At 73.3% G+C, this 21,062-nt stretch carries 26 protein-coding genes, 1 pseudogene and 1 riboswitch; of the genes and pseudogenes, 15 read left to right on the plus strand and 12 right to left on the minus strand.

The features are described 5' to 3' along the window. The first annotated feature begins 68 nt into the window (after positions 1-68). Positions 69-1,829 (plus strand): putative bifunctional diguanylate cyclase/phosphodiesterase, encoded by a 1,761-nt coding sequence (locus tag IE209_RS27905; RefSeq protein ID WP_189690152.1) that lies wholly within the window; start codon positions 69-71, stop codon positions 1,827-1,829. A gap of 12 nt (positions 1,830-1,841) precedes the next feature. Here IE209_RS27905 and IE209_RS27910 read toward each other — a convergent pair whose 3' ends face one another. Then, positions 1,842-2,627, minus strand: coding sequence for an SDR family NAD(P)-dependent oxidoreductase (locus IE209_RS27910; protein WP_189690153.1), 786 nt, complete (start codon positions 2,625-2,627; stop codon positions 1,842-1,844). A 218-nt stretch (positions 2,628-2,845) separates the two neighbouring features. On the opposite strand from IE209_RS27910, the gene IE209_RS27915 reads away from it, so the two are divergent. Next, complete coding sequence (locus IE209_RS27915) at positions 2,846-3,109, plus strand: DUF4339 domain-containing protein (protein ID WP_189690154.1); 264 nt, start codon at positions 2,846-2,848, stop codon at positions 3,107-3,109. Positions 3,110-3,115: 6 nt separating this feature from the next. Here the strand turns inward: IE209_RS27915 and IE209_RS27920 are convergent, their stop codons facing one another. Then, entirely contained in the window at positions 3,116-4,657 is a 1,542-nt protein-coding gene (locus IE209_RS27920) for an MFS transporter (protein ID WP_189690155.1), read from the minus strand. A gap of 107 nt (positions 4,658-4,764) precedes the next feature. On the opposite strand from IE209_RS27920, the gene IE209_RS27925 reads away from it, so the two are divergent. Beyond that, the gene (locus IE209_RS27925) at positions 4,765-5,712 is read left to right on the plus strand and encodes a LysR substrate-binding domain-containing protein (RefSeq protein ID WP_189690156.1); all 948 of its coding nucleotides are present in this window, start codon (positions 4,765-4,767) and stop codon (positions 5,710-5,712) included. Here IE209_RS27925 and IE209_RS27930 read toward each other — a convergent pair. The 4 genes and pseudogenes from IE209_RS27930 to IE209_RS34470 all read right to left on the minus strand — a co-directional run. After that, positions 5,649-6,977, minus strand: a complete 1,329-nt coding sequence (locus IE209_RS27930) for a chloride channel protein (RefSeq protein ID WP_189690157.1) — start codon at positions 6,975-6,977, stop codon at positions 5,649-5,651. The genes IE209_RS27925 and IE209_RS27930 overlap by 64 nt on opposite strands. 66 nt (positions 6,978-7,043) lie before the next feature. Continuing rightward, positions 7,044-7,640: a Clp protease/crotonase-like domain-containing protein gene (locus IE209_RS34395; RefSeq protein WP_189690180.1), complete on the minus strand. Its 597-nt coding sequence runs from the start codon at positions 7,638-7,640 to the stop codon at positions 7,044-7,046. A gap of 164 nt (positions 7,641-7,804) precedes the next feature. Further along, positions 7,805-8,188 carry an ArsC/Spx/MgsR family protein gene (locus IE209_RS27940; RefSeq protein WP_189690177.1) on the minus strand — a complete coding sequence of 128 codons (384 nt, stop codon included), beginning with the start codon at positions 8,186-8,188 and terminating at the stop codon, positions 7,805-7,807. Positions 8,189-8,276: 88 nt separating this feature from the next. Further along, positions 8,277-8,468 (minus strand): annotated as a pseudogene (locus tag IE209_RS34470) (hypothetical protein); the annotation flags it as partial. A gap of 63 nt (positions 8,469-8,531) precedes the next feature. Beyond that, a riboswitch (cobalamin riboswitch) is annotated at positions 8,532-8,770 on the plus strand. 115 nt (positions 8,771-8,885) lie between these two features. Here IE209_RS34470 and IE209_RS27950 point away from each other — a divergent pair. The 4 genes from IE209_RS27950 to cobJ are packed head-to-tail and all read left to right on the plus strand — an operon-like array spanning position 8,886 to position 12,166. Next, positions 8,886-10,085, plus strand: coding sequence for a ferredoxin-like domain-containing protein (locus IE209_RS27950; protein WP_189690158.1), 1,200 nt, complete (start codon positions 8,886-8,888; stop codon positions 10,083-10,085). After that, complete coding sequence (locus tag IE209_RS27955) at positions 10,057-10,701, plus strand: precorrin-8X methylmutase (protein ID WP_189690159.1); 645 nt, start codon at positions 10,057-10,059, stop codon at positions 10,699-10,701. Before IE209_RS27950 ends, IE209_RS27955 begins: the two co-directional genes overlap by 29 nt. Further along, a complete protein-coding gene (locus IE209_RS27960; protein ID WP_189690160.1) occupies positions 10,701-11,432 on the plus strand; it encodes a precorrin-2 C(20)-methyltransferase in 732 nt (243 codons plus the stop codon). The genes IE209_RS27955 and IE209_RS27960 overlap by 1 nt, the downstream gene beginning before the upstream one ends. Continuing rightward, a complete protein-coding gene (gene cobJ / locus IE209_RS27965) occupies positions 11,429-12,166 on the plus strand; it encodes a precorrin-3B C(17)-methyltransferase (RefSeq protein ID WP_189690161.1) in 738 nt (245 codons plus the stop codon). The genes IE209_RS27960 and cobJ overlap by 4 nt, the downstream gene beginning before the upstream one ends. On the opposite strand, the gene IE209_RS27970 is transcribed toward cobJ, so the two are convergent. After that, positions 12,142-12,924 carry a cobalt-precorrin-6A reductase gene (locus IE209_RS27970; protein WP_189690162.1) on the minus strand — a complete coding sequence of 261 codons (783 nt, stop codon included), beginning with the start codon at positions 12,922-12,924 and terminating at the stop codon, positions 12,142-12,144. The two genes, cobJ and IE209_RS27970, sit on opposite strands and share 25 nt — an antisense overlap. Between IE209_RS27970 and cbiE the strand changes: the two genes are divergently transcribed. From cbiE to cobF, 4 genes are read left to right on the plus strand one after another with little or no spacing between them, the layout of a single operon-like run. Next, on the plus strand, positions 12,893-14,071 hold the full coding sequence (gene cbiE / locus IE209_RS27975; protein WP_189690163.1) for a precorrin-6y C5,15-methyltransferase (decarboxylating) subunit CbiE: 1,179 nt from the start codon (positions 12,893-12,895) through the stop codon (positions 14,069-14,071). The two genes, IE209_RS27970 and cbiE, sit on opposite strands and share 32 nt — an antisense overlap. Then, the gene (locus IE209_RS27980; protein ID WP_189690164.1) at positions 14,053-14,466 is read left to right on the plus strand and encodes a cobalamin biosynthesis protein; all 414 of its coding nucleotides are present in this window, start codon (positions 14,053-14,055) and stop codon (positions 14,464-14,466) included. The genes cbiE and IE209_RS27980 overlap by 19 nt, the downstream gene beginning before the upstream one ends. Continuing rightward, entirely contained in the window at positions 14,463-15,251 is a 789-nt protein-coding gene (cobM, locus tag IE209_RS27985) for a precorrin-4 C(11)-methyltransferase (RefSeq protein WP_189690165.1), read from the plus strand. Before IE209_RS27980 ends, cobM begins: the two co-directional genes overlap by 4 nt. Continuing rightward, positions 15,248-16,009 (plus strand): precorrin-6A synthase (deacetylating), encoded by a 762-nt coding sequence (gene cobF, locus IE209_RS27990; RefSeq protein ID WP_189690166.1) that lies wholly within the window; start codon positions 15,248-15,250, stop codon positions 16,007-16,009. Before cobM ends, cobF begins: the two co-directional genes overlap by 4 nt. Before the next feature lie 77 nt (positions 16,010-16,086). Here cobF and IE209_RS27995 read toward each other — a convergent pair whose 3' ends face one another. Then, on the minus strand, positions 16,087-16,398 hold the full coding sequence (locus IE209_RS27995) for a DUF4148 domain-containing protein (protein WP_189690167.1): 312 nt from the start codon (positions 16,396-16,398) through the stop codon (positions 16,087-16,089). A 292-nt stretch (positions 16,399-16,690) separates the two neighbouring features. Between IE209_RS27995 and IE209_RS28000 the strand changes: the two genes are divergently transcribed. The 3 genes from IE209_RS28000 (at position 16,691) to IE209_RS28010 (ending at position 18,563) form a co-directional block, all read left to right on the plus strand. Next, the gene (locus IE209_RS28000; RefSeq protein WP_189690168.1) at positions 16,691-17,167 is read left to right on the plus strand and encodes a hypothetical protein; all 477 of its coding nucleotides are present in this window, start codon (positions 16,691-16,693) and stop codon (positions 17,165-17,167) included. Between the two features lie 152 nt (positions 17,168-17,319). After that, positions 17,320-17,865, plus strand: a complete 546-nt coding sequence (locus IE209_RS28005; protein WP_189690169.1) for a sigma-70 family RNA polymerase sigma factor — start codon at positions 17,320-17,322, stop codon at positions 17,863-17,865. Then, positions 17,862-18,563 (plus strand): anti-sigma factor, encoded by a 702-nt coding sequence (locus IE209_RS28010; protein WP_189690170.1) that lies wholly within the window; start codon positions 17,862-17,864, stop codon positions 18,561-18,563. The genes IE209_RS28005 and IE209_RS28010 overlap by 4 nt, the downstream gene beginning before the upstream one ends. 15 nt (positions 18,564-18,578) lie before the next feature. On the opposite strand, the gene IE209_RS28015 is transcribed toward IE209_RS28010, so the two are convergent. The 4 genes from IE209_RS28015 to ku all read right to left on the minus strand — a co-directional run bounded on the left by IE209_RS28015 (position 18,579) and on the right by ku (position 20,698). After that, on the minus strand, positions 18,579-18,899 hold the full coding sequence (locus IE209_RS28015) for a hypothetical protein (protein WP_189690171.1): 321 nt from the start codon (positions 18,897-18,899) through the stop codon (positions 18,579-18,581). Positions 18,900-19,010: 111 nt separating this feature from the next. After that, the gene (locus tag IE209_RS28020) at positions 19,011-19,322 is read right to left on the minus strand and encodes a hypothetical protein (protein ID WP_189690172.1); all 312 of its coding nucleotides are present in this window, start codon (positions 19,320-19,322) and stop codon (positions 19,011-19,013) included. Between the two features lies 1 nt (position 19,323). Beyond that, on the minus strand, positions 19,324-19,530 hold the full coding sequence (locus tag IE209_RS28025) for a DUF3606 domain-containing protein (protein WP_308433229.1): 207 nt from the start codon (positions 19,528-19,530) through the stop codon (positions 19,324-19,326). 289 nt (positions 19,531-19,819) lie between these two features. After that, positions 19,820-20,698 carry a non-homologous end joining protein Ku gene (ku, locus tag IE209_RS28030; protein ID WP_189690173.1) on the minus strand — a complete coding sequence of 293 codons (879 nt, stop codon included), beginning with the start codon at positions 20,696-20,698 and terminating at the stop codon, positions 19,820-19,822. Between the two features lie 140 nt (positions 20,699-20,838). Between ku and IE209_RS28035 the strand changes: the two genes are divergently transcribed. Beyond that, the coding region (locus tag IE209_RS28035) for a hypothetical protein (RefSeq protein WP_189690174.1) at positions 20,839-21,062 on the plus strand (224 nt) is incomplete at its 3' end.

The raw sequence follows: 21,062 nt of genomic DNA on the forward strand, positions 1-21,062 counted from the left end.
CAGAACCCCCATCCCGCCGCGAGGAGGCGCAGCTGGCGGCCTGCGCGCCAGCGCCGTGGAAAACCGAGATGGGTGAGCAAAGCGCGGGCGGCCCGACGGAGCAGGACCTGCTCCAGTTCCTGTACCGCAGCCCGGTCGGACTGATCGATGCCGACGCCGAAGGCGCCATCGCCCTCATGACGCCGATGGCGGCGCAGCTGCTGCTGCCACTCGCCGGCACGGCGTCGATGGACAACCTGTTCGACGCGCTCGCCGTGGCCCTGCCCGGCCTGCGCGCACGCGTGGCCGCCCATGGGCCGGCGGCGGGGCCGGTGTGCGTGGCACAGCGCTTCGCAGGCGCGCAGCGCAACGGCGAGCGCGCGACGCTGTCGCTGAGCCTGTTCCGTGCCGAAGACGGCCGGCTCACGGCCGTGCTGCACGACGCCACGCACGAGGAGCGCCGCCAGCGCCGCCGGGTCGAAGCGGCAGCCCACACCGACAGCCTCACGGGTCTGCCCAACCGGCAGGCCGTGCAGGAACACCTGGCCGTGCTGCTGGCGCAGCCGCGCACACCGGGGCGCCAGCACGCCGTTCTGTTTCTCAACTGCGATCGCTTCCAGCACATCAACGACTCGGCCGGCCACACGGCCGGCGATGCCCTGCTGGGGCTGATCGCTGCGCGCCTGGTCGACGCCACGGACGCCGCAGCGCCCCCCGCGCCCGACACGGTCGCGGCCAGCCTCGAACCCTTGGCGCGCACCGCGCGTCCGCTGGTGGGCCGCGTGGGAGGCGACGAGTTCGCCGTCGTCGCGGAACTGGACGACACCCCGACCGCGGTGCACACGCTGAGCGTGCACCTGGCCACCGAACTGGCCAGGCCCTACGTGCTGGGCGACCGCAGCATGCAGTGCAGCTTCAGCATGGGGGTGGCCGCCGCCATCCCCGGGGAAGACACGCCCGGCCGCAGCCTCTACCACGCGCGGCTGGCCATGACCGAGGCGCAGCGCGAAGGCGGCGCCAGGATCAGGCTGTTCGACACCTTGATGCTGCAGCGCACGCGGCGCCGCACCGACCTGGAGAACGACCTGCGCCGTGCCATCGGCACGCCCGAGCTCCATGTCGTCTACCAGCCCGTGGTCCGGCTGGCCGACGGCGCGGTCGAGGCCGTGGAGGCGCTCGTGCGCTGGCAGCATCCGCTGCACGGTGCGCTCTCCCCCGTGGAATTCATCGGCATCGCCGAAGACGCGGGGCTGATCGGGGCGCTCGGCCAAGTCGTGCTGGCCACCGCATGCCGCGAGTTCGCGCAGTGGCGGCAGCGCTACCCCGAGCGCGGCCCGCGGCTTCTGGCCGTGAATCTGTCGCGTGGCCAATTGCCCGAGCCGACGCTGGTCACCGGCATCGAGGACATCCTGCGCGACACCGGCATGCCGGCGGGCGCGTTGCAGCTGGAGGTGACGGAGAGCCTGGCCGCCCAGGACGAAGCGGTGCAGATGCGGCTGCACGAACTCAAGCGCCTGGGCCTGACCCTCGCGCTCGACGATTTCGGCACGGGCTACTCCTCGCTGGCGAGCCTGTACCAGCTGCCGGTGGACCTGCTCAAGATCGACCGCTCCTTCGTCAGCCAGCTGGAGACCAGCGCCCACCACCGCGTGCTGGTCGAAGCCACGATCAAGGTCGCCAAGAGCCTGAATTTCCGCACCGTGGCCGAAGGCATCGAGACCGTCGGGCAGGCCGAGATCCTGCGCGCCATGGACTGCGACAAGGGCCAGGGCTATCTGTTCGCGCGGCCGCTGCAGACCGATGCCTTCGAAGCCTGGCTGCAGCAGCGCCAGCCGTCGTGGCGCGGCTGAGCGCGCGCTGGATCAGCGCGGGGCCGTGCCCGGCTCGGCCAGCTTGCGGTGCTGTTCGGCCGCCACCTGCGAGGGCGTCACCTTGGCCAGCAGGACCTGCAGCTTATTCTTCAGGCCCGCCACCACGTCGGCCTCGCCGTTCTGCATGGCCTCGAAACCTGCTTCGGCCACGTCGGCCGGGTCCATCTTGCTGCCCGCGCCCACCTTGGTGTCGAGCAGGCCGGCGCGCTCGAAGAACTCTGTGTCGGTCACACCGGGCATCAGGCAGCTGACGGTGACCCCCGTGTCCTTCAGTTCGTTGCGCAGCGCCGCCGTGAACGAATCGACGAAGGCCTTGGAGGCGTTGTAGACGGCCTGGAAGCTGCCCGGCTGGAAGCCCGCGATCGATCCCGTCACGAGGATGCGGCCGCTGCCGGCGTCGCGCATGCGCCGGCCCAGTCGCTGCAGCAGGTACAGCGTGCCCGTGATGTTGGTGTCGATCACATGCTGGATGTCGGCGAAGCGCTGGTCGAGGAAGGCATGGCCGAGCCCGTGCCCGGCATTGGCCAGCAGCGCGCCGACGGGGCGGCCGCCGACAAGCTCGCACAGTTCGTCCACACCTTCGCGGCTCGCGAGCTCGACCTGCAGGGTCTGCACGCCGACGCCATGCGCTTCGCAAGCGGCCTGGACGGTTTCCAGCGAGGTGTCGGCCGCCAGCACGAGGTCGTAGCCGGCCTTGGCACAACACAGCGCGAGATGGAAGCCGATGCCCGAAGAGGCGCCGGTGACGACGGCCAGCGGTGCGGTGGGGGTGTTCATGGGGAGCTCCTGTCCGAGGGATGGTCTGCTTCTCACCTTAGGGATGCGCCCGTGGCCGCGCCGAAGGCGAGCCGGTACTCCGGGCGTGCGCCCTGTCCTACCGGCACGAGCGCAGCCGGCGGCGCGCACGGCGGCGGCGTGCCCGCGGCGCCTCGCACGGCGGAACTTCCTCCTTCCTGCGGATTCCCAACGCCTTCATCGTCTGCTACGTTGCTTGCATGAACACCTTTGACGCACCGGACGGCTCCTGGTGGTACATGGCCGCGCAGGAGAAGCACGGCCCCGTCGCCACCGAGCGCCTGCAGCAGCTGCATGCGGCCGGACGCATCGCTGCCGACACCCTGGTCTGGTGCCAGGAACCCTCGCCGATGGCGGCGGCCTGGCAACCATTGCACAGGGTGCTGGCCCGGCGGCTGCAGCCGCCCCTGGCGCTGCTGCAGGCCAGCGCCGAGGCGCGGGCCCTGGACCGCCAACGCCCGTAGTCCGGATCAAGCCGTGGCCGCGGCCCCCGCGGCAGGGCGCGGCCGGCGCAGCACCACCCAGCTGGCAGCGGCCGTGAGCCAGACCGTGCAAGCGCCGTACAGCATCACCGCACCGAAGCCATGGGTGAGCGCAGCGTGCAGCGCCGTGGCCGCCGCGTCCGGCCCGGCCAGCGCCACCAGTGCCTGCCGCGCGCCCGCCACGTCGCCGCCCGCCAACTGCTCGGCGAGCGTGCGCAGCTGAGGTGCCGGCGCATGCTCACCGAGCAAGGGGCGCAGCGCAGCTGCGATGCCGGCCACCAGCACCCCGCCCATTGCCGCGATGTTCAGCGCCAGCGTGATGAGCCGCGCGCTGGTGTCCATGCCCGAGGCCATGCCCACGCGCTCGCGCGGCACGGCCGAGGTCGTCATGTTGGTCGCCGGCGTGGTCGTCAGGCCCAGGCCGATGCCGGCCAGCAGCGCGCCGGGCAGCACGGTCCAGCCGCCCAGGTCCGCGCAGCGGCTGCCCCATTGCATGCCGACGAAGCCCAGGCCGATCGTGAACAGACCGGCCGGAATGACCGTGCGCGCCTGGTAGCGCAACAGCAGCCACTGCGCGATCGGCGGCATCACCAGGAAGGGCACGGTGTAGACCAGCAAGGCCAGGCCGGTGGCCGTGGTGTCCCAGCCCAGGCCGGCCGTGAAGTACAGCGGCAGGTAGACCATGAAGGGCCAGTAGCTGCAGTTCATGCCCACGCAGCCCAGGATGGCGCCCGAGAAGTCGCGGATGCGGAACACGGCGAAATCGAACATGGGCTGCGGATGGCGGCGCTCGGCCACGACGAAGCAAGCCAGGCCCGCCAGCGTGGCGGCCAGCAGGCCCAGCGCGGCGGGACTGGTCCAGCCCAGGCTCGCGCCCTGGGTGATGAGCCAGCTCAGGCTCAGCACGGCCACGCTCAGCGTGGCGATGCCGGCCCAGTCCAGCCGCTGCGCGCGCGCCTGCGGATCGCTGGACTCGTCCACGCCGGCGCGCACCAGGGCCAGGCACACCAGCGCCAGCGGCGCGTGCACGAGGAAGACCCAGTGCCAGCTGGCCAGCGCCTGGATGGCACCCCCCACCACCGGCCCGAAGCCCAGGCCGATGCCGGCCACCACGCCCCAGGCCGCGAAGGCCCGCGCCCGCGCCCTGCCCTCGGGGAACTGGTGCGACAGGATGGCGATGGAACAGATGAACATCGCGCCGCCGGCCAGGCCCTGCGCGAAGCGCGCGGCGATCAGCGCGGGCATGTGCGGCGCCAGGCCGCACAGCAGGGAGGCCAGGCCGAAGGCCAGCACGCTGAGGCCGAACACGCGGCGCCGGCCATAGCGGTCGGCCAGGGTGCCGGTCGCCATCAGCACCGTGGTGCAGGCGATGGTGTAGGCGTTCATGGTCCATTGCAGATCCTGGAAGCCCGCGTGCAGCTGCGCCTCCAGCACGGGCAGGATGATGGGCACGCTGGAGATCTCCAGGCCGAACAACAGCGCGGCCAGGCAGATGGCGGAGAGTGCGAGGGCGGGATGGCGGGTCGGCATGGGCAGGCAGTGGGAACGCGGGGCTGGCCATTCTCAAGACCCCTCACCCATGAAGCAAATGATCAATATTTGTGGGATTCAGTGGCCAGGTTCATTAATCTCGCCCCATGAGCTACGACACCGGCCTGCTGCAGGCCTTCATCGCCGTGCACGCGGCCCAGGGCTTCACGCGCGCGGCCCAGCAGCTGCACCTGACCCAGTCGGCGGTCAGCCACCAGATCCGGCGGCTGGAGGAGCAGGTCGGCCGCCCGCTGTTCCTGCGCACCACGCGCAGCCTGCGCCTGACCGCCGACGGCGAGGACTTCCTGCGCCTGGCGCAGCGCATCGTGCAGGCGCAGGAGGCGCTGGCGCGGCATTTCCGCTGCTCGCCGATCGAGGGCACGGTGCGCTTCGGCGTGCCCGAGAGCTTCATGCGCGAAGGCCTGCCGCAGCTGCTGCGCCAGTTCGCGCAGAGCTGCCCCAAGGTGCGGCTGGAAGTCAGCGTGGGCCTCACGCTGGACCTGGCCAGCATGGTGCGCGAGCGCGAACTCGACCTGGCCGTGGTGGTGGCGCCGCCCGGCGCGGCCGCAGGCCGGCTGCTGCAGCGCGCGCCCATGGTCTGGGCCGCGGCGCAGGACTTCACCTGGCCGCGCGCCGATTCGCTGCCGCTGGCCTACTCGCCCCCGCCCTGCGTGTGCCGCCAGCTCGCCATCGACGCCCTGAACCAGGCCGGCATCGCCTGGCATGCGGCCTTCAGCTCGCACAGCCTGCACGATCTGCGCGCGGTGGCGCTGAGCGGGCTGGCCGTGGCGCCGTTCACGCGCGACAACCTGCGCCCGGGCATGGCGGTGCTCGGCGAGAAGGACGGCCTGCCGCCCCTGCCGGTGCTGGACTTCACGCTGGTCTATGGCGATGACGCCGCCGGCCGGAGCGACACGGCCGTGCGCGAACTCGGCCGGCTCATCGAGCAGGCTGGCTGGGCGTCACAGGACGGGCCGGCGCGACGTGCCGCTCAGGCACGCGGCGCTGCGGCCCGCGCAGCCGCAGCCACCATGTGCTCGGCCAGCGTGCCGTAGAGCGGCCGGCTCAGCATGCGCGAAACCAGGCTGGCCAGCATGACGCTGGCCATGAGGCTCAGCACCATGGAATGCCCGTCGACCATCTCCATCACGATGATGAAGGCGGTCAGCGGCGCCTGCGTGACGGCGGCCAGGAAGCCGGTCATGCCCATGGCGATCAGCGCGGGCCCCAGGCCCGGCCCCGCGAGCTGCGCGATGGCATCGCCGATGCCCGCACCGATGGACAGCGAGGGCGCGAAGATGCCGCCTGGCACGCCGCACCAGGCCGTGAGCCAGGTCGCGATGAACTTGAGCAGCGTGTACAGCGGTGTCAGCTCATCGTGGCCGGCCAGCATCTGCTTGACGGCCTCCGACCCGGCGCCGAAGGTGGCACCGCCGGTCGCCAGGCCGATGGCGGCCACCATGAGCCCGCCCGCGGCGGCGAAGCGCACGGGCCAGCGTGCGCGCCAGCGGTTCAGGCGCTGCGGCGACCCGGTCAGCGAAGCGATCATCAGGCGTGCGAACAGGCCGCCCGCCACGCCACTGGCCAGGGCCACCAGCAGGCCGGGGCCGAACAGGTCCCAGCCCAGCGGCGGCACGCGGATGATGCCGAAGTAGCTGGTGTTGCCGAAGGCCGAGACGCCCACCAGACCGGCCAGCACGATGCCCGTGATGATGAGGCCGCTGGCGCGCGCCTCCAGCCGGCCGGACAGCTCCTCGATGGCGAACACCACGCCGGCCAGCGGCGCGTTGAACGCGGCCGCGATGCCCGCGGCGCCGCCGGCCACCAGCAGGGCCCGGGTGTCGATCTGGCTGGCCGGCGACAGCCAACGCCGCGCATGCTGCATGACGCCGGCGGCCACCTGCACCGAAGGCCCCTCGCGGCCGATGGACAGGCCCGCCGCGAAGCCCGCGACACCCAGCCCGATCTTGGCCAGGGTCAGGCGCAGCGAGGCGAACAGGCCGCGCTGTTCGGGCAGCACGGCGGGGTCGAGCGCGGCCTTGATCTGCGGGATGCCCGAGCCGCCGGCCCCGGGGAACCAGCGCCGGGTGGCCCAGACGATGCCGGCGGTCCACGCCGGCGTCCACAGCAGCACGGCCCAGGCCTGCGACTGGTGCAGGCGCTCGAACAGATGGAAGGCCCATTCGGCCGCCACCGTGAACCCCACGACGAAGAGCCCGGCAGCAATGGCATAGCCCAGCACGATGGCGCGGTCCAGCCACAGGCGCCAGCTGGAGAACTCGGCGCGCAGGTTCTGGAAGAAGTCGGGTTCCTGGTGCATCGGCCGATTCTGGCAGCGGCAGCAGCACCGCCCGGCACGCCGCAGGCCGGGCCTGCGCGCCCTGCCTCAATCGACGAGACCGCCCACCAGGCCCAGCCCGTGTGCTTCGGCCGCGGGCACGTACCAATCGCAGTCGCGCACCCGGGCCTGCAGGTCGTCCAGCGACAGCGCGGAGCCCTGCACCAGCTCGGCGAAGCCGGCGCGCTCGAGCCGCTGGCCCGAGGCGATCTCGGCCAGCATGCTCTGCACCTGGACCAGACAGACCTGCAGCGCACCGTCGAGCTGCAGCGTCTTGCTGAGCCGGCGTTCGTGGACCAGCAGCTCGCAGTCGCGGGTCAGGAAGCGGCGCTCGCGTGCGAACGCCGCCATCACGGTCACACCGGCCGAATAGACGTAGGACTTGCCCAGGAAGTACAGCGCCGCGCCGCCCTGGCGCCAGCTGCGGATCTCCTGCGCGATGCGCCGGCCCACGTCGGCGTCGCCGCCCGAGGTCGACAGTTCGACGACGACCGGCCCATCGGCCGGGGCTTCGGAGCGCTGGCGCAGGAATTCGGCCAGCATGGCCTGGTCGATCGGGCCGTACAGGCGGACGGCGGGGGGCTGCGCCAGGATGGCAGGCGCGCAGGAGGGGGCGGAAGGGGCGAAGGCGTGGTCGGCTGGCATGCGTGCAGGACAGGATGGATGGAGCGCGTGCGCTGCACGCCAGCGCACTGTGCCTTGCACGATCCGGCGCGCTGCAGCAGACGAGCGCTGAAGCGCCCGTCGGACGCATCCGCCAAGCAGAAGACGCGCGGGCGCGCCGTCGCCGACCGGGCGTAGCGGACGGCTCAGCCCGGCGCGACGCGCCGTCCGTGGGCGTCGATGACCGGCTCGCCGTCCTCCTTGGCGAAGGCGCCGCGCTGGGGGTTCGGCAGGATGTCCAGCACGAACTCCAGCTCCGACGGCCGGCACAGCCGCGTGCCCAGGGGCGTGACGACGATCGGGCGGTTGATCAGGATGGGGGGCTGCAGCATGAAGTCGATGAGCTGCGCGTCGGTCCACTGCGGATCGTCCAGGCCCAGCGCGTCGTAGGGCATGCCTTTGCGGCGCAGCAGCGCGCGGGCGCCGTTGCCCATCGCGGTGACCAGGCCTTCCAGCGTTGCCCGGTCGGGCGGTGTGCGCAGGTACTCGATGACCTCGGGCTCCACGCCGCTGTTGCGGATCAGCGCCAGCGTGTTGCGCGAGGTGCCGCAGGCCGGGCCGGCGCGCGAGCTCCTTCAGGTGGAAGGACAGCGAGGTGCTCGGCATGCCGAGCGCCTCGCTCATGACGCCGGGCGTCAGGCCATCCTGGCCGACCACCACCAAGGCGCGGAAGATGCGCAGCCGCACCGGCAGCGCCCCGAGGGGCAGCGACTTCGGTTTCGTCCATGCCGCGACTGTTCGATGTTTCGAACAATATTGAAATATCGAATCAATATGGCCGCAATGCCCGGCCCAGGCACCGCCCTGCACGGCGGGCCGCGGCGCTGACGGCAGGGCCCTGCGGATGGCGAAGGCGCCGCAGCCGGGCTGCTACCATTCGCCGCTGCAACAGGTGCCCGGCGACGCAAGCGCGCCGGGTTAAACGGGAAGCCGGTGTGCAGGCCTTCGGGCCCGCACGATGCCGGCGCTGCCCCCGCAACGGTGTGCGAGAAGCAAGCGGCAAACACAACCACTGGGTCGGTGCACCTGGGAAGGGTGCCGCGCGCGTCGGGTGTCGCGACAGACGCCCGGAACTTGCGAGCCCGGAGACCGGCCTGTTGCTTCGAGCTGGCGTTGCGGTGGGCGATGCGGGTCCCATGGCCGCGCACGACCTTCGGCCATCCGACCGCACCCCCTCTTGCCACGTACGGCAGCCCCGGGCCCGGCCCGTACCGTTCAAGAGGACAGATGCGCAAGCCTTCGGCCACGCCGGCGCCGCCGCCTGCGGCCACTCCCACCATCCACGGCTGGTGTCCTGGCGCACTGCGGCCCATGGCCTCGGGCGATGGCTGGATCGTGCGCGTGCGGCCGCATGCGGGGCGGCTCACGCGCGTGCAGGCCGCCGGCATCGCGCGGCTGGCCGCCGCGCACGGCCAGGGCGCGGTCGAACTCACGCGGCGCGCCAACCTGCAGCTGCGCGGCGTGGCACCGGCCAGCCATCCGGCCTTGCTCGCCGGTCTGCGGGCGCTGGACCTCGTCGACGCCGATGCCGCGGCCGAGCAGCGCCGCAACATCGTCGTCACGCCGTTCTGGGAACCCGGCGACGCCACGTTGGCCCTCGCAGCCGCGCTGGCCCAGGCCCTGGCCGCGCCGGACGCGCCGGCGCTGCCGGCCAAGTTCGGCTTCGCGGTGGACTGCGGCGCCGCGCCCGTGCTGCGTGCCACGCCGGCCACCATCCGCATCGAGCGCGATGCCCGGGGTCTTGTCGTGCGCGCCGACGCCATGCCGCTGCTGGCCCGCGCCACGCCGCACGACGCCGTGGCCCGCGCAATGGCGCTCGCGCACTGGTTCGCCGGCGGCGACCAGGCCGCGCCGCCGCCCGGCTTCCACCCTGCCCCGCTTGCCTGCCGCACGGCACCCAGGCCGCAGCCCGGCCCGGCGCCCGGCGGCTGGCTGGTGGCTACCGCGTTCGGGCAGCTGCAGGCCGAGACGCTCGCGCGCCTGGCTGAACACGGCGACCTGCGCCTCACGCCCTGGCGCATGCTGCTGGTCGAAGGCGCGCGCAGCGCACCGGCGCTGCCCGGCCTGCTGACCGACCCGGCCGACCCGTTGCTGCGCGTGGTCGCCTGCAGCGGCATCGAGGGTTGCCGCCAGGCCGCCGGGCCGACGCGGCCGCTGGCCCGCGCGCTGGCCGGCTTCGTGCCGGCACACGGGCTGCTGCACGTGTCCGGGTGCCGCAAGGGCTGCGCGCATGCCGAGCCCAGCGTGACGCTGGTCGCCACGCGCGCGGGCTACGACCTCGTCCGCCACGGCAAGGCCGGGTCGGCGCCCGACCGGCAGGCACTGCGGGCCGACGAACTCGCCGCCCATCTCGCCCACGCATGGGACACCGCCACAACAACACAAGACGCCCCACCCCATGAGGCCACCGCTTCCCCACCGCTTTGAGACCGACGGCGCCGCGATCTACCGCGCCTCGTTCGCCATGATCCGCGCCGAAGCCGCGCTCGCGCGCTTCTCGCCCATCGAGGAGATGGTCGCCGTGCGCATGGTCCATGCCGCGGGCATGGTCGACCTCGCGCCCCACATCCGCTTCTCCCCGGGTGCGGCAGAGGCCGCGCGCGGCGCGCTCGAGGCCGGCGCGCCCATCCTGTGCGATGCACGCATGGTCAGCGAAGGCATCACGCGCACGCGGCTGCCGGCCGCCAACCGCATCGTCTGCACGCTGCACGAGCCCGCGGTGCCGGCCATCGCGGCCCGGCTCGCGACCACGCGCAGCGCCGCCGCCGTGGAACTGTGGCGCCCGCTGCTGGCCGGCGCCGTGGTGGCCATCGGCAACGCGCCGACCGCGCTGTTCCACCTGCTCAACCTGCTGCAGGACCCGCAGTGCCCGCGGCCCGCGGCCATCGTCGGCTGCCCGGTCGGCTTCATCGGCGCGGCCGAATCCAAGGCCGCCCTGATGGACACTTTGCCCGTGCCCGCCATCGTCGTGGACGGACGGCTGGGCGGCTCGGCCATCACGGTGGCCGCCGTCAATGCGCTCGCCAGCCGGCAGGAGATCTGATGGGCCGCATCCTCTGCGCCGGGCTGGGCCCGGGCGACCCCGAACTCATGAGCGTGCGTGCCGACCGCGCGATCCGCCAGGCCCGCCATGTCGCCTACTTCCGCAAGCGCGGCCGGCCGGGCCAGGCCCGGCGCATCGTCGAGGGCATGCTCTCGCCCACGGTGCAGGAGTACGCGATGGAGTACCCGGTCACGACCGAACTGCCGTTCGACAGCCCGGCCTACAAGGCCTGCCTGGCCGCCTTCTACGACGACTGGGCCACGCGGCTGGCCGAGCTCGCGCAACAGCAGGACGTGCTGGTGCTGTGCGAGGGCGACCCCTTCTTCTTCGGCTCCTTCATGCACCTGCACACGCGGCTGCAGGGCCGCGCCCAGGTCGAGGTGATCCCGGGCATGCCGGGCATGGTGGGGTGCTGGTCGGCCACCAAGGTGCCCATCACCTGGGGCGACGACGTGCTGGTGGTGCTGATGGGCACGCTGCCCGACGCCGAACTGGAGCGCCACATGCGCTCGGCCGATGCGCTGGTCATCATGAAGACCGGCCGCAACCTGCCGCGCGTGCGGCGCGCGCTGCAGGCCGCCGGCCGGCTGGACGCGGCCTGGCTCGTCGAGCGCGGCACCATGCCCGGCGAGCGCATCGTGCCGCTGGCCCAGGTGACCGGCGGCGACTGCCCCTACTTCGCCATCGTGCTGGTCCACGGCCAGGGGCGCCGGCCCGAGGTGCCCGAATGAGCGCCGGCTGGCTCTGCATCGCGGGCCTGGGCCCGGGCGACGCCGCCATGCGCACGCCCGAGGTCGCCCAGGCCCTGGACCAGGCCACCGACGTGGTCGGCTACATCCCCTACGTGGCCCGGGTCGCGCCGCGCGACGGCCTGCGCCTGCATCCGTCCGACAACCGCCAGGAACTGGCGCGCGCCCAGGCCGCGCTGGCCATGGCCGCGGCCGGCCGGCGCGTGGTGGTGGTCTCCTCGGGCGACCCCGGTGTCTTCGCCATGGCCTCGGCGGTGTTCGAGGCGCTGGAAGCAGCCCCCGCGTGGCAGCAGCTGGACATCCGCGTGCTGCCCGGCATCACCGCCATGCTGGCCGCCGCAGCCCGCGCCGGCGCGCCACTGGGACACGACTTCTGCGCGATCAACCTCAGCGACAACCTCAAGCCCGCCGCCACCGTCGAGGCGCGCGTGCGCGCCGCCGCCATGGCGGACTTCGCCATGGCCTTCTACAACCCGCGCTCCGCCAGCCGGCCCGACGGCTTCGCGCGCATCCTGGCGCTGCTGCGCGCCACCTGCGAGCCCGAGCGCCTCGTCATCTTCGCGCGCGCGGTCGGCACGCCCGAGGAGCAGCTGCGCACCGTGACGCTGGACCAGGCCAGGCCCGAGATGGCCGACATGCGCACGGTGGTGCTGGTCGGCAACGCGGCGACGCGGCGCGTCGGCCGCTTCGTCTACACGCCGAGGGCGGCCCGGTGAGCCGCGAGCCAAGCCATCGCCTCGGCCACCGAGCCCACCCGCGGCCGGGGCGGCAGCTGCGGCCGCTGGACCAGCACCACCGGCAGGCCCAGGCTGCGGGCGGCATCGAGCTTGGCACGCGCGCCGCTGCCGCCGGCGTTCTTGGCCACCACATGGGTGCTGCCGTGCGCCAGCATCAGCTGCCGGTCACCCTCGGCCGTGAACGGGCCGCGGTCCAGCACCAGCGTGGTCTGCGGCAGCGGCAGGGGCTGCAGCGGTGGGTCCACCAGCCGCAGCAGGTAATGGTGCTGCGGCGCCCGGGCGAAGGCGTCCAGGGTCTGCCGGCCGATGGCCAGGAACACGCGCGCAGGCGCGCGCGGCAAGGCGGCGACGGCGGCGTCGATGTCGGGCACGGCGCGCCAGTCGTCGCCGGCCTGCGGCACCCAGGCCGGCCGCTCCAGCGCCACCAGCGCGATGCCCAGCGCGGCACAGGCCTCGACCGCATGGGCGCTCATGCGTGCCGCGAAGGGGTGGGTGGCATCCACCACCTGCGTGATGCGCTGCGCGCGCAGCCAGTCGCGCAGGCCGGCCACGCCGCCGAAGCCGCCCACGCGCGTGGGCAGCGGCTGCGCCAGCGGCGCCTGCGTGCGGCCGGCATAGGAGTAGACGGCGTCCACGCCGGCTGCGGCCAGGGCGTCGGCCAGCTGCCGGGCTTCGGTGGTGCCCCCAAGGAGCAGGAGGCGGGGCGTGGCTGAGCGCTGGCTGGACATCATCGGCATCGGGGAAGACGGATTGGCCGGATTGTCCGGTGCCGCCCGCGCGGCCTTGGACCAGGCCACGCACATCGTCGGCGGCCCGCGCCACCTCGCGCTGGCCCAGGCGGGCGCACGCGGCCAGGCCTGGCCCCGGCCCTTCGACCCCGCACCGGTGCTGGCGCTGCGTGGCCAGCGCGTCGCCGTGCTGGCCTCGGGCGACCCGTTCTGGTTCGGTGCCGGCGGCACGCTGGCCACGCAGCTGGCGCCCGGCGAGTGGACGGCGCACCCCGCCCCCTCGACCTTCTCGCGCGCCGCCGCGCGGCTGGGCTGGCGCCTCGAAGCCGTCACCTGCCTGGGCCTGCACGCCCGGCCGTTCGCCGCCGCGCGGCCCCACCTGCATCCCGGCGCGCGGCTGCTGTGCCTGCTGGCCTCGGCCGAGGCTGTGGGCGCCTTCGCGCAATGGCTTTGCGACCAAGGCTTCGGCCGCTCCACGCTGTGGGTGCTGGAGGCCCTGGGCGGCCCGCGCGAGCGCGTGCGCCAGGCCCAGGCGCAGGATTTCGACCTGCCCGGCATCGCGGCCCCCGTGGCCGTGGCGCTGGAGCCGGCCGGCGCCCCGGGCCTGCCGCGCGCGGCCGGCCTGCCCGATGCCGCGTTCGCGCACGACGGCCAGATCACCAAGTCGCCCATGCGCGCGCTGACGCTGTCGGCCCTGGCGCCGCGCCCCGGCGAGCTGCTCTGGGACGTGGGTGCCGGCTCGGGCTCGGTCGCCATCGAGTGGTGCCTCGCGGGCGGCCATGCCTGCGCCGTGGAACAGCATGCGGCCCGCGCGGCCAACATCCAGGCGAATGCCGTGCAGTTCGGCGTGGCCGAGCGCCTGCAGGTGCTGGTCGGCCGCGCGCCGCAGGCCCTGGCGGGACTCGAGCCCGCACAGGCCGTCTTCGTCGGCGGCGGCTTCGGCCCGGCCCTGTTCGAGGCACTGCGCGCGGCCAGCCCCGGCGCGCGCCTGGTGACCAACGCCGTGACGCTGGAAACCGAGGCCCTGCTGCTGCAATTGCAGGCCCGCCATGGCGGTACGCTGCTGCGCATCGACATCGCCCAGGCCGCCCCGCTCGGCAGGCTGCGCGGCTGGGCACCGTCGCGTCCCATCGTGCAATGGAGCGTGCCGCTGTGACGGTGCTGGGCCTGGGCTTTCATTCCGGCGCCGGCCTGGCCTCGCTGCGCGACGCGCTGCACGCCGCCTGCGCGGCGCTGCCGAACCGCCCCGCATTGCGCGCCGTGGCCACGGCGCAGGACAAGCTGGACAGTGCCGCGCTGGCGCAGCTGGCCACCGAGCTGCGCGTGCCGCTGGTCGGCGTGCCCCTGCCGCTGCTGGCCGTGCAAGCCGCCACGCCCAGCGTCTTCGCACCCGCGCGCTACGGCGGCCACAGCCTGGCCGAGGCCGCCGCGCTCGCGGCCGCCGGGCCGGGCGCACGGCTGCTCGCGCCGCGCGCCGTCTCGCGCGACCGGCAGGCCACGGCGGCCCTGGCCACTGCCCTGCCCCCTCCCACCCATCCCTGCGAACCATGACCGTCCACTTCATCGGCGCCGGCCCCGGCGCCCCCGACCTGTTGACTCTGCGCGGCCGCGACCTGATCGCCGCCAGTCCGGTATGCCTCTACGCCGGCTCGCTCGTGCCCGCAGGCGTGCTGGCCCACTGCCCGCCCGGCGCGCGCGTGGTCGACACCGCGCCGCTGTCGCTGGACGAGATCGTCGACGCGCTGCGCGACGCGCACGCGGCCGGCCAGGACGTGGCGCGCCTGCATTCGGGCGACCTCTCGGTCTGGTCGGCCATGGGCGAGCAGCTGCGCCGCCTGCGCGAACTCGGCATCCCGTTCACGGTCACGCCGGGCGTGCCCTCCTTCGCCGCCGCGGCCGCCACGCTCGCGCAGGAACTGACCCTGCCCGGCCGTGCGCAATCGGTGGTGCTGACGCGCACCGCGGGCCGTGCCTCGGCCGTGCCCGAGGGCGAGGCGCTGGCGCGCTTCGCGGCCACCGGCGCGACCTTGGCGATCCACCTGTCCATCCATGTGCTGGCCCGGGTGGTGGCCGAGCTGCTGCCGTTCTACGGGCCCGACTGCCCGGTGGCCGTGGTCTGGCGCGCGAGCTGGCCCGACGAGCGCGTGCTGCGCGGCACGCTGGCCAGCATCGAGGCCGCGGTCGGCGACACCATGGACCGCACGGCGCTGATCCTGGTGGGCGCCAACCTGGGCGCCGAGGACTTCGGCACGAGCCGGCTCTATGCCCGCGACTACGACCGCCGCTACCGCCCGCTCGGCGCCACGCCGCGCTTTCCGGCGGCCTCGGACGCATGATCGAACTGAGCCTGGTCGGCATCGGCACCGGCCACCCCGACCACATCACGCGGCAGGGCGAGCGCGCGCTCAACGCGGCCGACCTGATCCTGATCCCGCGCAAGGGCGAGGGCAAGGCCGACCTGGCGGATGTGCGGCTGGCGATCTGCTCGGCCGTCGTCACCACGCACGCCCGCATCGCCTTCTTCGACATGCCGCTGCGCGAGGGCGCGGACACCGACTATGCCGCTGCCGTCGAACGCTGGCACGACGCGATCGCCGAGGTCTGGCAGGCCAGCATCGCGGCCCACCTGCCCGGTGGCGGCCGGCTGGCCATGCTGGTCTGGGGCGACCCTTCGCTGTACGACAGCACGCTGCGCATCGCCGCGCGGCTGGCGCGCCGCATCGCGCTGCGCACCAGCGTCGTTCCCGGCATCACCGCGCTGCAGGCATTGACGGCCGCGCACGCCATCCCGCTCAACACCATCAACGGCCCGGTCACCATCACCACCGGGCGGCGGCTGCAGGCGGGTGGCTGGCCTGCCGGTGCCGACACCGTGGCCGTGCTGCTGGACGGGCGCTGCGCCTTCCGCGGCCTGGACCCCACTGGCCTGTCGATCTGGTGGGGCGCCTACCTGGGGCTGCCGCAACAGCTGTTGCGGCACGGCGCGCTGGCCGAGCTGGCCGGCCCCATCGCCCAGCTGCGCGAAACGGCCCGCCAGGCGCATGGCTGGATCATGGACACCTACCTGCTGCGGCGCACCCCCCTGCCGGCGTGAGCGGCGCCAGCGGGCCGCGCACGGCCCAAAACGACAAAGCCGCCCGAAGGCGGCTCGTCAGGGGCTGAAAGCGCTGCTCAGACTTCGCCGCCCACGACCTGGCCGTGGCGCACTGCATAGACGGCCTCGGCGCGCACCGCGTCGCGGCTCAGCGTGCTCTTGGTGCTGGCCACGGCGCCCACGTCGGCGCCTTCGCCCAGCTCGGGCAGGGTGCCATTGCGCTCGGCCTGCAGCAGCTCGGCGCGCACGGCCTCGCGGCTCAGGCCGCTGACGGTGCTGGAGACCTGCGGCACGTAGCCCACCTCACCACCGACGAAATCGGCGGCGAAGCCCGGGGCTGCGGCGAAACCGGCAGCGGCGACAAGGGCGGAGGCGATGAACTTGTGCATGGTGAACTCCTTTCGGTGATGGAGGCAACGTTCCACTCGGCGCGGCCAGGCCCCATGCCTGCCGCGTCTCGACGAGTCGTGTTGGGTGCGTCTCATCGATGGCTTGAATTGTTCCGTGGCGCACCGCAGAGAAAAACCCGCGGCGCGGGAAAGCACCGTTTCCTCGCCTTGAACAATGCGCCGGCACGCAGTGCGACGCAGGAGACGGACGACGCGCACAGTGGTCCCATTCCCGCAGGCCACGCACCGCGCACGCCCTACGGTGGATGCCTTCACTCAACAGGAGATCACCATGGAAGAAAAGAGCAAGGTCGGTACCGGCGCGGCCGTGGGCGCAGTGACGGGCGGCGTGGCCGGTGGCGCAGCAGCCGGCGCGGCCGTCGGTGGCATGACGGGCCCCGTGGGCGCCGCCGTCGGCGCGGCGGTCGGTGCCGCCGTCGGCGCCCTGGCCGGCAAGGCTGCCAAGGTCGACCCGGTGGCCGAAGACAACTACTGGCGCGACAACTTCAACACCCGGCCCTATGCGGCCGGCTCCAGCTACGACCAGTACGGCCCCGCCTACATGTACGGCGCCAGCGCCTACGAGAAGTACCCGGGCCGCTCCTTCGACGAGGTCGAGCCCGAGCTGGGCACGGGCTGGTCGGCCTCGCGCGGCAGATCGTCCCTGGAATGGGACAACGCACGCCACGCCTCTCGCGACGCCTGGCAGCGGCTCAGCGACCGCGTCGAGCGCGCGGTGCCGGGCGATTCCGACCGCGACGGCAAGTAAGCCGGTGCGCGACGGGCCGCCAGGCCCGTCTGCAGGTCCACGGGCCGGCCCATGCCGGCCCGTTTCTTCATTCCTTCGTGCGCCGGGCCTTGCACGGCGCTGCACAAGGGCAATGCGGGGCGCGGCCGCGCGCTTCCTACAATGGCGCGCCCATGCCAGCCCCGCCCCAGGACTTCGACTACGAAAGCACCGTGGAAGCCTGCGCCCGCGGCGATGCCGATGCACTGCAGTCGCTGTACCAGCGCGAATCGCGCTGGCTGCTGGGCGTGGCCCTGCGCATCGTGCGCGACCGCGACACCGCGCACGACGTGCTGCAGGATGCCTTCGTCCAGATCTGGCAACGCGCCGCGGGCTACGACCGCGCGCTGGGCTCGGCGCGCGGATGGGTTTACACGGTGGTGCGCCACAAGGCGCTGGATGTGGCGCGCCGTGCGCAGCGCGAGCTGCCTGCCAGCGATCTGCTGGACGCCATGGCGGACCACGCGCCGGCGGCCGCCGCACAGGACGGGCGCGCCGATGCGGATGCCCTGCACCGCTGCCTGGACGCGCTGGAGCCGGCCCGGCGTGCCTGCATCGTCGACGCGTTCGTCGAGGGCCTCACGCACGAGCAGATCGCGGCCCGCGCCGGCACGCCGCTGGGCACCGTCAAGTCCTGGATCCGGCGCGGCCTGCTCTCCCTGCGAGACTGTCTGTCATGAACCTGCAGGATCCCGACGAGCGCAGCGTGGCCGCCGCCGAGTACGTGCTCGGCACGCTGGATGCGGCGGCGCGGACCGAGGTCGAGCGCCGCCTGCCCGATGACGCGGCGCTGCGCGCCGATGTCTATGCCTGGCAGGACCGGCTGCTGCCGCTGGCCGCGCGCGTGCCCGCGGCCGAACCGCCGGCGGCGCTGTGGCCGGGCATCGCCGCCCGCGTGGCGCCCATCGCACGCCACGCGCCGGCCGCCAACGATGCCGTGTGGCGCAGCCGCGCCCGCTGGCGCACGGCCGCGCTGCTGTCGATGGCGGCCAGCATCGCGCTGGCCGCCGTGCTGGTGCTGCGCCCGCCCGAGACGCAGGTGCGCTACATCACGCTGCTGCAGGCGCCGGACACCCAGCGCACCGGCTGGATCGTCGAAGCCACGACGGGCGAGCGCATCCTGCTGGTGCCCGTCGCGCCCGGCGCGGCGCTGCCGCCGGACCGTTCGCTGCAGTTCTGGACCAAGCCCGAAGGCGCGGCACGCCCCACCTCGCTGGGCCTCGTGCAGCCCGGCGCACGGCTGGAATTGCCGGTGGATCGCGCGCCCGGCCTGGGCGAGCAGCAGCTGTTCGAACTCACGCTGGAGCCGCAGGGCGGCTCGCCCACCGGCCTGCCGACCGGCCCCATCCTGTTCGTGGGTCGCTCCGTGCGGCTCTGATCGGCGGCGCCGGTCCTAGGCCCGGTCTGGACCGGCCTGGGCCTCGCCGCGAAAGGCCTTGGCGATGTCGACCCGCGCCTGCGCCAGCGCCGCCAGCCGCTGCTGGATCTCCTGCGGCGTGGCCCGCGGGTTGCCGATGGACAGGCGGCCCAGGTAGTCCTCGCCAGCCACCAGGTCGGCCCGCCCGAACACGTAGTCCGGCGTGCGTTGCACCGCGATCCGGATGTCCACGCCGCGGTAGGACATCGACTTCTCGTCCACCAGGTCGGCACCTGCGCCCTGTGCCTTGCGGCGGCCGGAAGGCCGCAGGTGGGGAACGGGCTGTTGCATGGTCATGCGCATCCTCCTTTTCAAGCTGACCCATCAACCGAGTCCGGACAAGATCGGGACACGGACTGCGGTCTTCAAGATCGCAGGAGCGTTCCATGTGCTGATGCGGTGCCGGGGTCACCCTCCCGGCTGCGGCGGTGCCTCGGGCGGTGTCGGCTGGGGGACCGAGGGCGGCTGGCCAGGCAGCGGCGGCGGCTGGTCGGCCCGACCGGGCTGCGGCGTGAGCGCCGGGCTGGGCCGGGGCAACGGGGGTTGCTGCTGTTGCTGCTGCTGGACCCGCAACAGCGCGGCGTTGTCGGGCATGGTGCTCCCTCTGCGCGTGGCTGCGCGGGCTGGCCGCGCCGGCGCCGCCGGCGCGGCGAACGCTGCGGCGAAGGACATGAAGCGCTCCGCCGCGATGACCAGGGTCTTGTGTTCGCCGGCAGCCATCTCAATGGCTGCGCAGGTACTCGCGGACCTTGTCGGCCGAATTGCCGACGGCCTGCACCGCCTCGCGCAGTTTCTCCTCGGTCGTGCCCAAACTCCTGGCCCAGTCGCGCCGCTCGTATGCCTGGTCGATGGCGATCCGCTGCCGGTCGGCGGCGGTCTGGCCCTTGTCGTCTGCCATGCTGGCCTCCTTGTCGTTGCGATAGGCCATGGTGTGCTCGCATGGAGCGGCGGCTCCGTAGGACACTGCTGCGCCCGGGCGCCGGAATGCGGCCAGCGCTCAGAAGCTGTGGATGAACCGATCGCGGCCACGACGGGGTGCGCCGGGCCGCAGGCGTAGGCGCAGGCCGCCGCCCGGGCTTCTGCCCGGGCAAGGCCTGCAACGCCCGCATGTGGCTTGGCGCGCCCCGGCCCGAAGGGCGAGGCCCTGGGCGCGGCGATGGTGCTGAACACCGGGTCATCGGGCCTCGCGTGGTCGTGAGGGGTTCGTTCACAGCTTCTCAGGCCGCCTTTTTCTGCGCCGGCTTGCGGGCCGCTGTCTTGCGGGCCGGGGCCTTCTTCGCCGCCGTCTTGCCCGCTGGCTTGCCGCCGCCCTTGAGGCTGCGCTGCAACAGCGCCGTCAGGTCCAGCACATTGGCCGCCTGCGGCGCCTCTTCTTCGGGCTGGACCACGGTTTCGGTGTCGCCCGCCTTGACCTTCTTGTCCACCAGCTTCATGACCTGGTGGCGGAACTCGTCCTTGAAGTCCTCCGGATCCCAGTCGCCCGACATCTCGGCGACCAGCTGCCTGGCCATTTTCATCTCTGCCGCGCTGATGTTGCCGCGGCCGGCGGGCGGCAGGTTCAGCGCGTCCAGCGTCTTGACCTCGTCGCCCCAGCGCAGCAGGTTCAGCACCAGCGCCGGCCCGGAAGGAACCAGCGCCGCCAGGTGCTGCTTGGTGGCGATGACCACCTTGGCCAGCGCGATCTTGCCGGTGTCCACCAACGCCTCGCGCAGCAGCGCGTAGACCTTGTCGCTCTTGTTGATCGGCGCGACGTAGTAGGGCCGCTCCAGGAAGATGAAGGGCATCGCGCCGGCGTCGATGAAGCGCTCGATCTCGATGGTCTGCGTGGTCTTGGGGAACACGGCTTCGATCTCCTCGGGGCTGATGATCACGTACTTGCCGTCCTCGTACTGCACGCCCTTGACGATGTTCTCCTTCGTGATCTCCTTGCCGGTGCGCTTGTTGATGCGCTTGTAGCCGACCGGATCCATCGAGCGCTTGTCGAGCCAGTCGAAGTCCACGCCCTGTTCGGACGAGGCCGTGTGCAGGCCCACGGGGATGTGGACCAGACCGAAGGTGATGGCCCCCTTCCAGAGTGTGCGCGACCCAGTTGCCATGTGCGGCCTCCCTGTGAACTGCGGAAAGCTCCCAGTGTGGGCGCGCGCCGCCGTGGCGGCGTAGGCCAGCGCAGCCAGTGCATGTCAGGCCCCGGCCCGCGCTGCGCGCGGCGGGGCCCGGCGGCGCTACGCTCGGGGCCATGACAGCCCTGCGCCACATCGCCGTCCACGTGGAGGAGCCCCGCAGCGGGCAGTTCGTCTGGGTGCTCACCGAGCGCAGCGGCGCCCACTGGCAGCCGCTGCAGCGGGCCGGCGCGGCCGTGCCGCGCTACAGCCTCGCCATGGCGCAGGGCCTGCTTGCGCTGCAGGACCTCGTGGAGGACCTGGACGTGGGCCCGCGCGCCGCCGCCGCGGCATCGCCCGC

The sequence above is a fragment of the Pseudorhodoferax aquiterrae genome, from assembly GCF_014652235.1.
In the GTDB taxonomy this organism is placed as follows: Bacteria; Pseudomonadota; Gammaproteobacteria; order Burkholderiales; family Burkholderiaceae_C; genus Pseudorhodoferax; species Pseudorhodoferax aquiterrae.

What these genes read in the sequence shown, in the direction of transcription:
- IE209_RS27905 (WP_189690152.1), top strand. Translation starts at nt 69, where the DNA reads ATGGGTGAGCAAAGCGCGGGCGGCCCGACGGAGCAGGACCTGCTCCAG.
- IE209_RS27910 (WP_189690153.1), bottom strand. Translation starts at nt 2,627, where the DNA reads ATGAACACCCCCACCGCACCGCTGGCCGTCGTCACCGGCGCCTCTTCG.
- IE209_RS27915 (WP_189690154.1), top strand. Translation starts at nt 2,846, where the DNA reads ATGAACACCTTTGACGCACCGGACGGCTCCTGGTGGTACATGGCCGCG.
- IE209_RS27920 (WP_189690155.1), bottom strand. Translation starts at nt 4,657, where the DNA reads ATGCCGACCCGCCATCCCGCCCTCGCACTCTCCGCCATCTGCCTGGCC.
- IE209_RS27925 (WP_189690156.1), top strand. Translation starts at nt 4,765, where the DNA reads ATGAGCTACGACACCGGCCTGCTGCAGGCCTTCATCGCCGTGCACGCG.
- IE209_RS27930 (WP_189690157.1), bottom strand. Translation starts at nt 6,977, where the DNA reads ATGCACCAGGAACCCGACTTCTTCCAGAACCTGCGCGCCGAGTTCTCC.
- IE209_RS34395 (WP_189690180.1), bottom strand. Translation starts at nt 7,640, where the DNA reads ATGCCAGCCGACCACGCCTTCGCCCCTTCCGCCCCCTCCTGCGCGCCT.
- IE209_RS27950 (WP_189690158.1), top strand. Translation starts at nt 8,886, where the DNA reads ATGCGCAAGCCTTCGGCCACGCCGGCGCCGCCGCCTGCGGCCACTCCC.
- IE209_RS27955 (WP_189690159.1), top strand. Translation starts at nt 10,057, where the DNA reads ATGAGGCCACCGCTTCCCCACCGCTTTGAGACCGACGGCGCCGCGATC.
- IE209_RS27960 (WP_189690160.1), top strand. Translation starts at nt 10,701, where the DNA reads ATGGGCCGCATCCTCTGCGCCGGGCTGGGCCCGGGCGACCCCGAACTC.
- cobJ (WP_189690161.1), top strand. Translation starts at nt 11,429, where the DNA reads ATGAGCGCCGGCTGGCTCTGCATCGCGGGCCTGGGCCCGGGCGACGCC.
- IE209_RS27970 (WP_189690162.1), bottom strand. Translation starts at nt 12,924, where the DNA reads ATGCCGATGATGTCCAGCCAGCGCTCAGCCACGCCCCGCCTCCTGCTC.
- IE209_RS27980 (WP_189690164.1), top strand. Translation starts at nt 14,053, where the DNA reads ATGGAGCGTGCCGCTGTGACGGTGCTGGGCCTGGGCTTTCATTCCGGC.
- cobM (WP_189690165.1), top strand. Translation starts at nt 14,463, where the DNA reads ATGACCGTCCACTTCATCGGCGCCGGCCCCGGCGCCCCCGACCTGTTG.
- cobF (WP_189690166.1), top strand. Translation starts at nt 15,248, where the DNA reads ATGATCGAACTGAGCCTGGTCGGCATCGGCACCGGCCACCCCGACCAC.
- IE209_RS27995 (WP_189690167.1), bottom strand. Translation starts at nt 16,398, where the DNA reads ATGCACAAGTTCATCGCCTCCGCCCTTGTCGCCGCTGCCGGTTTCGCC.
- IE209_RS28000 (WP_189690168.1), top strand. Translation starts at nt 16,691, where the DNA reads ATGGAAGAAAAGAGCAAGGTCGGTACCGGCGCGGCCGTGGGCGCAGTG.
- IE209_RS28005 (WP_189690169.1), top strand. Translation starts at nt 17,320, where the DNA reads ATGCCAGCCCCGCCCCAGGACTTCGACTACGAAAGCACCGTGGAAGCC.
- IE209_RS28010 (WP_189690170.1), top strand. Translation starts at nt 17,862, where the DNA reads ATGAACCTGCAGGATCCCGACGAGCGCAGCGTGGCCGCCGCCGAGTAC.
- IE209_RS28015 (WP_189690171.1), bottom strand. Translation starts at nt 18,899, where the DNA reads ATGACCATGCAACAGCCCGTTCCCCACCTGCGGCCTTCCGGCCGCCGC.
- IE209_RS28020 (WP_189690172.1), bottom strand. Translation starts at nt 19,322, where the DNA reads ATGGCTGCCGGCGAACACAAGACCCTGGTCATCGCGGCGGAGCGCTTC.
- IE209_RS28025 (WP_308433229.1), bottom strand. Translation starts at nt 19,530, where the DNA reads ATGGCCTATCGCAACGACAAGGAGGCCAGCATGGCAGACGACAAGGGC.
- ku (WP_189690173.1), bottom strand. Translation starts at nt 20,698, where the DNA reads ATGGCAACTGGGTCGCGCACACTCTGGAAGGGGGCCATCACCTTCGGT.